General features: G+C 48.0%; 9 protein-coding genes. 3 read left to right on the forward strand and 6 right to left on the reverse strand.

The annotated features are described in order from the left end of the window. The first annotated feature begins 141 nt into the window (after positions 1-141). Positions 142-1,056 (forward strand): carboxylating nicotinate-nucleotide diphosphorylase, encoded by a 915-nt coding sequence (gene nadC / locus NG792_RS06570; protein WP_261234992.1) that lies wholly within the window; start codon positions 142-144, stop codon positions 1,054-1,056. 76 nt (positions 1,057-1,132) lie between these two features. On the opposite strand, the gene NG792_RS06575 is transcribed toward nadC, so the two are convergent. The 4 genes from NG792_RS06575 to NG792_RS06590 all read right to left on the reverse strand — a co-directional run bounded on the left by NG792_RS06575 (position 1,133) and on the right by NG792_RS06590 (position 6,527). Next, the gene (locus NG792_RS06575) at positions 1,133-3,388 is read right to left on the reverse strand and encodes a PhoX family protein (protein WP_261234903.1); all 2,256 of its coding nucleotides are present in this window, start codon (positions 3,386-3,388) and stop codon (positions 1,133-1,135) included. Further along, a complete protein-coding gene (gene phoU, locus NG792_RS06580) occupies positions 3,385-4,068 on the reverse strand; it encodes a phosphate signaling complex protein PhoU (protein WP_261196529.1) in 684 nt (227 codons plus the stop codon). Before phoU ends, NG792_RS06575 begins: the two co-directional genes overlap by 4 nt. Before the next feature lie 106 nt (positions 4,069-4,174). Further along, on the reverse strand, positions 4,175-5,521 hold the full coding sequence (locus NG792_RS06585; RefSeq protein WP_261234904.1) for a sensor histidine kinase: 1,347 nt from the start codon (positions 5,519-5,521) through the stop codon (positions 4,175-4,177). Positions 5,522-5,774: 253 nt separating this feature from the next. Next, positions 5,775-6,527 (reverse strand): response regulator transcription factor, encoded by a 753-nt coding sequence (locus NG792_RS06590; RefSeq protein WP_261196531.1) that lies wholly within the window; start codon positions 6,525-6,527, stop codon positions 5,775-5,777. Positions 6,528-6,759: 232 nt separating this feature from the next. Here NG792_RS06590 and NG792_RS06595 point away from each other — a divergent pair, with 232 nt between their 5' ends. After that, positions 6,760-7,506 (forward strand): creatininase family protein, encoded by a 747-nt coding sequence (locus tag NG792_RS06595; protein ID WP_261234905.1) that lies wholly within the window; start codon positions 6,760-6,762, stop codon positions 7,504-7,506. Here NG792_RS06595 and NG792_RS06600 read toward each other — a convergent pair whose 3' ends face one another. Together NG792_RS06600 and radA are read right to left on the reverse strand one after the other, a co-directional pair. Next, a complete protein-coding gene (locus NG792_RS06600; RefSeq protein ID WP_261234906.1) occupies positions 7,507-9,564 on the reverse strand; it encodes a WD40 repeat domain-containing protein in 2,058 nt (685 codons plus the stop codon). A 256-nt stretch (positions 9,565-9,820) separates the two neighbouring features. Further along, entirely contained in the window at positions 9,821-11,653 is a 1,833-nt protein-coding gene (gene radA, locus NG792_RS06605) for a DNA repair protein RadA (protein WP_261234907.1), read from the reverse strand. 164 nt (positions 11,654-11,817) lie between these two features. On the opposite strand from radA, the gene rpaB reads away from it, so the two are divergent. After that, positions 11,818-12,546, forward strand: coding sequence for a response regulator transcription factor RpaB (gene rpaB, locus NG792_RS06610; protein WP_254565506.1), 729 nt, complete (start codon positions 11,818-11,820; stop codon positions 12,544-12,546). Positions 12,547-12,614: the final 68 nt, after the last annotated feature.

The following is a 12,614-nucleotide window of genomic DNA, read 5'->3' on the forward strand; positions in this document are numbered from 1 at the left end:
TCGTTGCCTTTCCTCACCGCGCTTTACTACTTTAACTAACCCACCCGGGTTTGTCAAGCGTTTTTGAGGATTTTTTTTGACTTTTTTGGAAAAAAGTCTGAAAGCCATACAGGGAAGGAGTTTCAGGTGGAAAATTTTTTGATGATTCCTGAGTCAGGAAAGTCCAAGGGGGCGATCGCAGTCAATTCTCAAGCGGCCTTGCCCCCTTGGATTGTGTTGGACCCTCTATTCCAGGGTTGGTTATTAGAGGATATTGGTCGAGGCGATCGCACCACTAGCGCTATCTATATAGAGGAGATAGAGGAAGCTCCCCCTGCTCGGGCCGAATGGATTGTTAAAGAACCGGGTGCTGTGGCGGGATTACCTTTCGCGCGTCGCATCTTTAGTCTTTTGGACTCCCGGGTTGAGTTCACTCCCACGATTGTGGAAGGGGAGTATTGCCAACCCGGACAGGTGGTGGCTCAAATCAAAGGCCCCGTGAATGCTCTCCTCAGCGGAGAACGAGTTGCTCTTAACGTGGTGATGCGTCTGAGTGGCATTGCCACCCTAACCCGGAAGTATGTGGAAAAAATTGCAGATTTGCCGGTGCAACTGGTGGATACGCGCAAAACTACACCGGGACTGAGACTCTTAGAAAAATATGCGACTCAGGTTGGGGGAGCTAGAAACCACCGCATGGGATTGGATGACGCCGTAATGATTAAGGACAACCATATTGTGGCGGCAGGAGGAATTGGAGGGGCGATCGCCCGAGTCCGTTCCCAGATTCCCTATCCCTTAACGGTAGAAGTGGAAACAGAAACGTTAAAGGATGTGAAAGAGGCCCTCGAACATGGAGCCGACATTATTATGTTGGACAACATGAGTGTTGAGCAGATGAGTAAAGCGGTCCCCTTGATACGTCAGCATAACGAGCGGATCTCCATTGAAGCCTCAGGCAACATCACCTTAGAAACAATCCGTGCAGTGGGAGAAACGGGAGTAGACTACATCTCCACGAGTGCGCCAATTACCCGATCCACTTGGTTGGATTTGAGTATGAAAATTAGAGGGTAAACCTAAAACAGGCGCTTCAAGCGCCTGTTTTAACATGAGGGAGACTAAAATTTGTCTGGGAGTCTTTCTTCATCTCCTATAGAGAAGTCATCCCTAGAGGAATTGCCTGGGAATCTAGACGGCGAATCGCGACAACGGCTGGTATCGGAGGGTCATTCGGTTGTTTTGTGGGCCAGTTTGAACCCAAGGGGACCTGACGAGTCTGGGTAAATTTCTCTCCCTCTACAGTGAGCATGGCGAACTCCCGAGTTTCTACTGCGCCATTGATCCGGATTCCATTCGTTTCACCGGGATGTTGCACTGCTAAAAATAAGGTTTGTTCATCTGGGGTTAAAAATGGCCCCGTTGTTTCGCACTCCATTGGCCCCAAGCCGAATAAATAGGCTTTTCCCGCATCAGGTCCCGATGTGGGAATGAACCAGATGGAATTATTGCCAAAGATACCGATTTGCTTGGAGAGGGCGATCGCCTGTCCTGAATCATCAACCCGCGTGGGGAGGGCACTATTGAGCCCGCCGGTACTCATATCGGTCACCATCCAGAGATTACCCCCGCGATCAACTAACAAGTTATCTGGGTTAGAGAATCCGACTCCCCCTTGGGTGGGTTCGCCACCTAAAGCCAATTTTTCCCAAGTAAAGCTGAGGGAAGCGGGTTCGTTGTTATCTTCCTTAAGGCGGAAAATCCAACCCAAAGGATAGGGGGTTTCACCGTTGGGTCCGGTAAAGATACGGTTATCGGGGCCTCCTTCCGGTGCAGACCCTCCCGCAGTAAAGGCGATATAGAGGGATCCATCGGGAGCAATGATGGTATCTTCTGGACGGGCGGTGCAGGTGACACCAGCGGCATTAGCCGCATAGTGAGCATCGATTAAAATGGCCCCTTGTTTTTCTTCCGGGTTGCCTACATAGAGGTCATTGAGGGTTTTGAACTGCTGTTTAAAGGACTGGATCTGTTCGTCGCGATCGCTAATAAAATAACCACCTTGGCGTTGATTCTGTTGACTTGCTGGGGTTATTGGTTCTCGTTTGGGTAAAGAGATGACATTCCCGACTAGCTGACTAGGGAGTTGGGGGTCGATCGCCGTTTCTGGAGTTAGGGGAATCCAAGCGCCAGTTCCATCGGGGTTGAATTTCGCCCCATAGAGTTGACCCTCAGCCAATAACTGGGAGTTCGTTTTATCTGTGGGATTGCTGACAACCCCTTGACTGACAAACTTATAAAGATGACCCCCTTGGCGATCGCATCCCGAATAAAACGCCAGGGGTTTTCCCGACTCCACGCGCACTCCTACCGCTTCATGGCGATAGCGTCCCAACCAAGTATGCTTAGTCCCATAATCGTTGGGATCCGCCGGGTCAATTTCTACAATCCATCCATATTTATTCCCGGCTAAACCAAATACATTGCCTTGTCCGTCCAGGTTATCAGCAGCCAAATCAAAGGGTAACTCCCCTGGATCGAAAGAGGTCCCATCAGCATAGACGGGTTCTGTCACCTGGGATTGGAAATTTTCCTCGGCACTCAATACCGTTCCCCAGGGGGTTGTACCACCGGCACAATTTCCAAAAGTGCCAATGATGCGATCGCCCAATCCATCGCGATACCCAAGCACCTGCTCTTTCTGAAAAATCTTCACCCCAGGACCCGTTACCTTTAAATAGCGGCCATCTTTTAACCCAGCAATCCCGGAAATGCGTCGGTCTGCTGGAGAATAGGTGCGTTCCCATTGGCCCTCCGGGGTTCGTCGTAGAGAAATCACCCCGAGTCCTTGATCAATTAAGGCTTCTTCACAAATTTTTTGAATTTGGGCTTTTAAGGGGTTGTTGTCAGCCAGTGCAAAGGCATTAATCCTGGTGGCTGTTTCTCCCTGGGAAGCTTTAGACATTCCAGACTTAACGGCTTCCAGGGGTAAGGGTTTCTGAATGACTAAAGGATAGGTCTGCATCCAAGTGGCAGCACTAATATATTCAAAATTAATGGTGAGATAGCCTTGATTGGGGGCTGTTTCAATGAAAGAGAGATAATCATTGTTGTAGCCAAAACGAGAATCGCCCACAGGGTCTCCCCATTGGGCGATCGCATCATAAGTAAACCCCTCGGGAAGAACCAGATCGTCGAGGATTTCATAGTTCCGGTAGGCTTCAATTTGTTGAGCGGGTGCAATGCCATCGGTGGGAACGGGCAGAGGACCTTTGATCGGCTTAAAATTGAGACTCTTGGGTGATGACTGTAATCCTGGTAAATTGCAAGATTGCAGGGAACTCAGGGCAACAGTACCGGCAAATCCACTCAAAAACAGCAAAAATTCCCGACGTTTGATATTGATCATCGATGACCTGTGACGATATAGGAGACTCGCTGTCCAATATTGGTGGCATGATCGGCCATGCGTTCGAGGTGGCGAATCAGTAATGCCATTAATAACAGCGGTTCGACTACGCCTTTAATATCTCGCTGATTGGCGAGGATGTGATAAAGGTTATGGTAGGCATCATCTACAATCGAGTCTAGTTGCTTCATCCGTTGACCGACTTCGGCATCGAGATCGGCTAAGGCGACGAGACTGGTTGCCAGCATTGCTCTAGCTTGGTGGGACATTTCCTCAATTTCTGCCATACAAGGATGGGGTGGATAGGGAAAGAGTTTGACGGCAATTTCCGAGATATCCTGAGCATAGTCCCCAATGCGCTCTAAGTCTCGCACTAGCTGCATAAAGGCCCCGAGTAAACGGGAATCCATTGCGGCTGGGGCTTGCAAGGTCATGAGCATGACACATTCGGATTCGATCTGCCGATAAAAGCGATCGATTTGTTTGTCGAGTAAGGGAATGGCTTCGGCAGCGGATAAATCTCGGGCAAATAAAGCTTGATGACTTAGACGGAAAGAATTTTCCACTAAGGCACCCATCCGCAAGATATCCCGCTCTAAGCGTTTTACTTTCCGCCTAAAATGAGTCAATCTAGAATTTTTGTTATAGGACGAAGCAGAGAGTTCGGCTTGATTAGCCATTGGTTCTAAAAATAACGCTACAAATGGTTAATGATTTGAGCAAATGGGGTTTTAAAACGGTATTAGAGCATACGATTAAAATCTTGAGAGTGGCAGACACAGAATTTTAAAGGTTTGGATTGAGCAAAGCCCGATCGCAGGGGAGTCGCAGTTGCAACCAGGCTCCCCCAGTCTGGGGATGGTTGCTGGCTTTAATGGTTCCTCCGTGGGCGGTGATGATTTGTTGGGCGATCGCCAAGCCTAGACCCGATCCTGGACTGGTGGCATAGGCTTTCCCCGAGCTTTGAGTCGGGTCAAGGGACTGTCTAGCGCGGGCTGGATCCCCTCGGTAGAGGCGATCAAAGATATATGGCAGATCAGACAGACTAAAGCCTGCTCCTGAATCGATCATATCAATTTGGATGATTTCGTGTTCCAGGGTGGGCTGGGGATGAGGGCTACGATCGCCCACAATTTCAGTGGCAATGATGGCTTGAATTTTGCCCTGGGGTGAACTGTACCGAATACTATTATCGAGGATATTCAAAAAGACGCGATAGAGTTTAGACTCATCGGCTTCTAGGAATACCTGTTCAGGTCCAGAATACTCAAAATTGAGCTGTTTCTGACGGGCTAACGGTTCTAGAGTTTGCCAGACGGACTGAATTAAGGCACAGATATCCACGGATTTGAGGACCAGTTTATTCCCGGGATCGACTTCCAAATGAGTCAGTTCCAGCCAGTCTTGCACCAGTTTAATCAGGCGATTGGTTTCTCCGGATAACCGTTCGACGCGCTGACTCCAGGGAGGCTCCAAGCGGCCTTGTAAGGCTTCGGCAACTAAGCTAATACTGGTGAGGGGGGTTTTCAGTTCGTGGGCTAAATCGTTCATCCAGCGATCGCGATTTTGCGCCAGGGTGACTAAAGGTTGACGATTTTCTAAAAATACCCCTACTTGTCCCTCGCCTAGGGGCCAACTATAGCCTCGTAAAGTTAGCGATCGCGTTTTTCCCATTTCTGACCCATTTTGACAGGCGGGATGAAACACCCACTCGCGCACCTGGGCTTTTTGTTCTTGTCGAGTCTGCTCAATTAGGTGATCCAATTCATAAGACCGCACGAACTTCAGTAACAGACGCGGGGAACTCGGTTCCCACTTGTGAATCTGGAGGATTTCCTGTGCCTGGGAATTGCACCAGACTAATTGATTTTCTTCATCGACTTGGAGATACCCGACTGGAGCAACTTGTAATAATTGTCGTCCCTCTTCTAGCTGGGCTTCTAGCTGTTGTCGCTCTTGTTTCATCCAAGCGATCACTCTGCGCAATCGAGACATGATTGGCATATAGGAGCCAAAGGAATCGACTGTCTGCCCCCCCAACCATTGCTGTAACTGCTGACGCATCCAAAACTGCTGGCACAGCCAAAATCCAATTCCCACAGCTAGGCCTAGGAAAAATGCGACTATAGCCATTTCGCTTCCTCGATATAGAGCGCTTTGGCGTAAGAATGATTGACCCTACAGCGCCATCGGGTTCCGCCATGATAAATCCGGTAGGCTCCAGTGGTTGATGATTTGCTATCAACTTAGGCACTCATTCGGGATGATAGGAATTTCCCCGAACTATCAGGTCGGCGCAATCGCTCTTCGTCTCATGATATAAGCAATGGGGGGAACGCGGCCAGAGGGAGCTTGGGGATACACCGGGTTTAGGCGATCCCGGCTTTTAGCCTAAGCGATAACCAAATCCCCGAACGGTAATGATGTACTCTGGTTGGGAGGGATCCCGCTCTAATTTTTCGCGCAACCACCGGATATGAACGTCAACGGTTTTGCTGTCTCCCACAAAATCCGGACCCCAGACGCGATCGAGCAACTGATCTCGGGACCAAACCCGACGGGGATAACTCATAAACAGCTCAAGCAGACGAAATTCTTTCGGAGATAAGTTAACCTCTTCGGTGGAGACCATGACTCGACACTCTTGGGGATATAACGTAATCTCTCCAAATCGCAAGACTTGCGGATCCATTAACCCATTCAAGCGTTGACGACGAAACAAAGCCCGACATCGAGCAATAAACTCCCTCATGCTAAAGGGTTTGGTCAAGTAGTCATCCGCCCCTACTTCTAAACCTAACACCCGGTCAGTTTCGCTCCCTTTGGCACTCAAAATCAAAATGGGCACGGGGTTGCCTTGTTGACGGAGGAGACGACACAAATCCAGTCCGTTGACTTGGGGCAGCATGATATCTAACACAATTAAGTCAAAGGGAAAATCTGTTGAGACAGGTTCGGCTCGATACAAACTGTTGAGGGCGCTCTGCCCATCTGCGGCAATGCTGACTTCATAACCTTCCTCCTCTAAGGCTAAAACTAGCATTTCCCGAATCAGGTCTTCATCTTCTACTACTAAGATCCGATGATTGTTACTGAATTCTGCCCTAGGAAGGGTTTTGGTTGCTTCCACAGAAAACATGGTTAATGATTGTTGTGATTAATATCATTTCCATTGTTACAACAAAACGGCCATGAAATTTGTTTCGGTCAGGGTATCCAAATTTACCGCTCCAAGGTTAAGGGAGCGATCGCCATTTTCCCTGGCGCTATTTAGCCCTAAAAATGGTAAAATATCCAGGCTTCTGGGAATAAAGGTTTAAATCCCGGGCATCGATTCAACTTGCACTTTTATCACTTTACCCCGCACCCTCATGTTATTGCACTTAAGTACCTGGCCTGAAGTCGAAGCCTATCTCAAAGATAAGAGTGGAATTATTCTGCCGATTGGTTCGACGGAACAACATGGCCCTACGGGACTAATTGGCACCGATGCGATTTGTGCTGAGGCGATCGCCCGAGGGGTTGGCGAAGCAACCCAGGCGATCGTAGGTCCTACAATTAATGTGGGAATGGCGTTGCATCATACCGCTTTTCCCGGCACGATCAGCCTCCGTCCCAGCACCTTAATTCTAGTTATTCAGGACTATCTCACCAGTTTAGCTAAGGCAGGATTTACTAAATTTTTCTTTATTAATGGTCATGGCGGAAATATCGCCACTCTCAAAGCAGCCTTTTCGGAAACTTATCATACTATCGGTGGTTTAAACCTCCCCAATAGCGACTTGATCCAGTGTCAAATCGCTAATTGGTTTACTTGCAGTTCGGTTTATAAACTCGCCAAAGAGTTATATGGAAATGAAGAAGGTTCCCATGCCACTCCCAGCGAAGTTGCACTCACCCAGTATGTTTATCCCGAATCCATTAAAACTGCTCCCTTATCCAAACAAGTTGCTTCCGGTTATCCCATTTATGGGGCGGTAGATTTTCGTCGCAAATATCCCGATGGTAGAATGGGTTCTAATCCCGCTTTAGCCACTCCTGAACATGGGAAGCAATTTTATGATTTAGCGGTTCAAGAGTTAACGCAAGCTTATTTAGACTTTATCAAGACCGAATAATTAATAAAAAGGTCGCCAAATCTTCACGGTTTTATCATGAGATCCACTGGCTAGGAAATGACCATCTGAACTAAATGCTACGGCATTGACGGAATCAAAATGGCCGGTGAGGGTCCCAATCAATTCGCCGGTTTCCAGATGCCAGAGCTTAATGGTTTTATCATGAGAGCCACTGGCTAATACCGGCGATCGCGGACTAATAGCTACGCAAAGCACTTCAGCGGTATGACCCCGCAAGGTCCGGGTAGGAGCGGCTCTTGTGCCTCCTTCCGAAGGGCTTCCCTGGATTTGCCAGAGTTTAATGGTTTCATCCCGACTGGCACTGGCTAAAACATGACTATTAGGGCTTAAAGAAACAGATGTTACTGGGGAATTCCCAATCAAGGTCCGGACTAATTGCTGAGTTTTTAACTGCCAGATCTTAATAGTTTTGTCCGTACTTCCACTCACTAAAAGCTGACCATCGGGACTAAAGGTGACGGAATAAACAAAACTAGAATGTCCGATGAGGGTTGCTAGTAATTCTCCGGTAGAAACCTGCCAAAGTTTAATGGTTTGGTCTCCACTACCGGAGGCCAGAATTTCTCCATTCGGACTAAAGGCGACGGAATAAATGGGGACAGAATGGCCGGTTAAAATATGGAGCCGTCGATTAGTTGGAAGATGCCAGAGTCTAACGGTGGAATCGGCACAACCTGTAGCTAAAAACTGGCGATCGGGACTAATCGCAACGGAATAAATTGAGGCTGAATTATCCGTAATGCTATTGGGTAATCCCTGGGATTGTTCTAAATTTGTGAATTGCCAAATATTGATGCTTTTATCCCAACTTCCACTGATCACCAAATAAGGCGATCGCCGTTCCGGGTCACTATTTTGCTGCCCGAAGGCTACAGATACCACGGAGTCCGAATGACCGATCAGAGTATTGACGCATCGCCAAATGGGGCGCATCGCATTTAGACTCTGCTCTCCACGAGGAACCGGGAGTCCTGTCAGCACCACTGATGCTACAGGTATCCGTTTTCTCTCCGGATTATAACGGCTCGGGGAAAAATTAGGGGGATTTGCTAGATCTTCTTCTACTCTGTCCTGTTTAGGGGGCGAGTCTTCCACGTCCCGACTATTTTCTAACAGTTCTAAAACTTTTTCTACCTTGGGATCCGTTAGAGAAATCCGTTGACTATTGCTCTTTGAAACATCTTCTATCAGGCTAGATAACCCTGAATCTTTATTGTCTAATTTTTGGACCTCTTGATAGAGGGATTCGGCATCAAAATCAATAATTTGAATAAAACTTAAATAGTTTTGAGGGTAATTTAATAGCCTCCTAAGTTGATGAATAACTTTCTTAATATCTTCTATAGTAGAAATTATATCCCATTGAAAAGCTGCAAAATTTTCCGTTTCATCTTCTAAGAAATCTATAAATTCTTGATTATTTTGAACAGTTTCTGATAAAATTAAACTAACACACGGCAACCAATCGGAACGGAAATTATCTCTAATTTTTTCAGGTAAGGCATCAATATAAAGTTCAGACTCAATCTGTTTTTTGAGGTCCTGAAGTTGGCGACTCTGAGTCCGGATATCCAAACGATAAATTTCTTCGGCACTCCCACAAAGCATGGGACTTTGAGTAATATTTTTTAGCCAACATTTGCTTTCATAAGTGCCAAATGCCTCTTGCTGTAAAGCAGTTACCCGCCGTTTTAGCCATGCCTGAACTTGACTGTATTCTGAGCCTTTGATGGGAGCATCCGAGGAAAACAAGTCAGTTTGGTGAAACTTAGAAGGGTGGAGGGCTACAATAATCCCCTTAATCAGGGCTTCGATGAATACCAGACGCACGCGAGAATTTTGGGGAAGAGATGTAGCATTCCGCCAAATGATAAATAAATGGCTTAATTGAGCAAGGGAAAGCTGGCCTAAAATCCCAGAATTTAAAGCACCAGTAATTTTACCTCCTAATAAGGAGGTTCCCCAGATTAAGGCGCTTAGTTCGTCTAGCACGGATTTGTTGCTATTACTCAAGGTGTTGCCATCCAAGTCATTCACGGTTTCGTTCAAGGGAACGATTTACCCCTATTGATGAATTCGGGAAAGGTCACTGCCCCATCTGTGTTAGGGATCAGATGAGCGATGGGATTGAAGTTAGGGGGTTGGCACCGCCACCTTATGGTTAGAGATAGAGAATAGATCTCGCGGTTGCCGATCGCCCCCTCTCTCCTGCCCGGGTTGGAGATCGCATCCAATAAAGCCAGCGATCGCATCGGTTCTCTAATCCGGTAGCCATTCTGGACCACCTATTAGATTAAAAAACGGGATTTTCTGAATCAAAGTCATCATCAAAATCATCGTCAAACTCATTTACAAAGTTGTCAACGTTGGTCTCACCCGGCAGGAGGGTGCTAGACTCGGGGGAACTGGGAGTTTCATCAAAAGCTTGGTTCACCGGACCCGGAATGGCTTCAATGATAGCGTCTAGCACTTTAGAGACAGAAATCACTTCCAATCCCAGATCAGGAGGATTTTGGCCGTGGGGAACGATCGCCCGTTTAAATCCTAGTTTGGCTGCTTCTCGCAGGCGCAATTCTAATTGAGAAACAGGCCGAACTTGGCCCCCCAGGCCAACTTCTCCAATTATCACCGTATGGGGATCGACAATGCGATCGCGAAAAGACGCAACCACGGCGATCGCTACCCCCAAATCAGCCGCCGGTTCACTGACATTCAAACCCCCCACGGAACTAACATAAGTATCCAACTTAGACAGGGGGACCCCCACTCGTTTTTCTAAAACTGCTAAAATTTGCACCAGTCGATTGCTATCTATCCCGGTGGTGGCACGACGCGGAGACCCAAAACTAGCGGGACTGACTAATGCCTGCAACTCCACCACAATCGGGCGGGTGCCTTCACAAGCCACAATCGTAGAGGAACCGGAGGAAAATTCCTCGCGACTACCAATAAACAGCTCAGACGGGTTCGCCACTTCTTTGAGTCCATTCGCCACCATTTCAAAGACGCCGATTTCATGGGTTGCACCAAATCGATTTTTCATGGAACGCAACAGACGGTGACTGGCAAAGCGATCGCCTTCAAAAAACAGCACCGTATCCACTAAATGTTCCAAAACCCTCGGTCCGGCAATCCCCCCTTCTTTCGTGACGTGACCCACAATAAATAAGGTAATATTTTCTCGCTTGGCAACCTGCATCAGCGCTGAGGTGCATTCTCGGACCTGGGCGACGGATCCCGGTGCGGAAGTTAAAGAGGGAAAGTAAATCGTCTGAATACTGTCAATTACCGCCAAATAGGGTTTTAAAGATTCCAGTTCCCGCAGTATTTCTTCTAGGTCCGTTTCCGGCAATAAATAAAACCGAGGTTCTTCTTGCGATTGAGCCGTTTTAGCTTGTTTTAATGATTCCGGTGGCGTTTCTAGAGTCGCCTGGGTTTGCTCTAGTGGCTCTATCTCCTCTGGCTGCTCCATCAGTTGATTGTCATTTTCCCGTAAGGGTTCTGGTACTAAGTCAGGTCCAAAGGGATTTTGAGGGAGTCCCGCAGAGAGGGAGAGCATTTCCTCGTCGTTGCTATTAAATTGTTCTATGTCTACCGTTTCATCGGCGATCGCCGCAAGTTGGGGGGGTTCCTCCTCCAGCACTCCATTGTCCACTCCACTGATTAAGCGCTGAGCACGCAATTTGACTTGCAGTCCCGACTCCTCCCCCGAAACATACAGGATCCGATGGTCTAGGGCCAAGTTGCTCGCCACTTGCAGCAACAGAGTAGATTTCCCAATTCCTGGCTCCCCACCAATCAAGACCAAGGATCCCGGGACAATCCCACCTCCGAGGACCCGATCCATCTCTCCATATCCTGAAGAACACCGAGCGATGCTCTGTTCGGCAATCTGAGATAATTTAAACGACGATCGCGGCTGTCCCTCGGATTTGTTGTGATCTCCCCCGCCCTCGCGCATCCAGGAATTTCCACTTAAACTAGGCCGGGAAGGGTTGCTGCTCGATGCCGGAACTACCTGTTCCGTGAGAGACCCGTAAGTATCGCAGGCGGGACACTTGCCAAACCATTGGGGAAATTCGGCTCCGCACTCGTCACAAATATATTGAGTTCGCTGCTTAGGCATTCGTTATTAATATTGACCCTGAGTAGTGAGTAGAGGCAAAAAACGCGCTTAATGAATGAGCCATGAGCCGTCAGATTACTCTGCTGGCTAAGAGCAAGACAATCCAAATGGTACAGTATTAAAAATTAAAGATTAGATAAGACGCTTAAGGAGCCTTGAGTATCTTGGAAAACCATAAGGAAAAAATACTCGTAGTCGATGACGAAGCTAGTATTCGTCGAATTTTGGAAACACGGCTTTCCATGATTGGCTACGATGTGGTCACAGCGGCAGACGGGGAAGAAGCACTAGAAACCTTTCGGACGGAGAATCCAGACCTAGTGGTACTGGACGTGATGATGCCGAAGCTAGATGGCTATGGCGTCTGTCAAGAGTTGAGAAAGGAATCTGATGTCCCTATCATCATGCTAACAGCCCTGGGAGATGTGGCCGATCGCATCACCGGATTGGAGCTGGGAGCCGATGATTATGTGGTCAAGCCGTTTTCACCCAAGGAACTTGAAGCCCGGATCCGGTCAGTATTGCGGCGAGTTGAGAAAACGGGTGCTTCTGGGATTCCCAGCTCGGGCGTCATTCATGTGGCGAATATCAGAATAGACACGAATAAGCGCCAGGTTTATAAGGGAGACGAGCGCATTCGTCTAACGGGCATGGAGTTTAGCTTGTTGGAATTGTTGGTGAGCAAGTCCGGGGACCCGTTTTCGCGATCGGAAATTTTGCAAGAGGTGTGGGGATACACCCCTGAGCGCCATGTGGATACTCGGGTGGTGGATGTGCATATTTCTCGTTTACGCGCCAAGTTAGAAGATGATCCGAGCAATCCGGAGCTGATTTTGACGGCGAGGGGAACGGGATATCTGTTCCAGCGCATTATTGAGGCAGAGGAGGCGTAAGGAATTGAGGATTTAGAATGTTGAGTTCTAAATTCTCAAGAGTTTTTCTGGCTCTGTTCCCAATCTCT

Origin of the sequence: Laspinema olomoucense D3b (assembly GCF_025370785.1) — a bacterium.
In the GTDB taxonomy this organism is placed as follows: domain Bacteria; phylum Cyanobacteriota; class Cyanobacteriia; order Cyanobacteriales; family Laspinemataceae; genus Laspinema; species Laspinema olomoucense.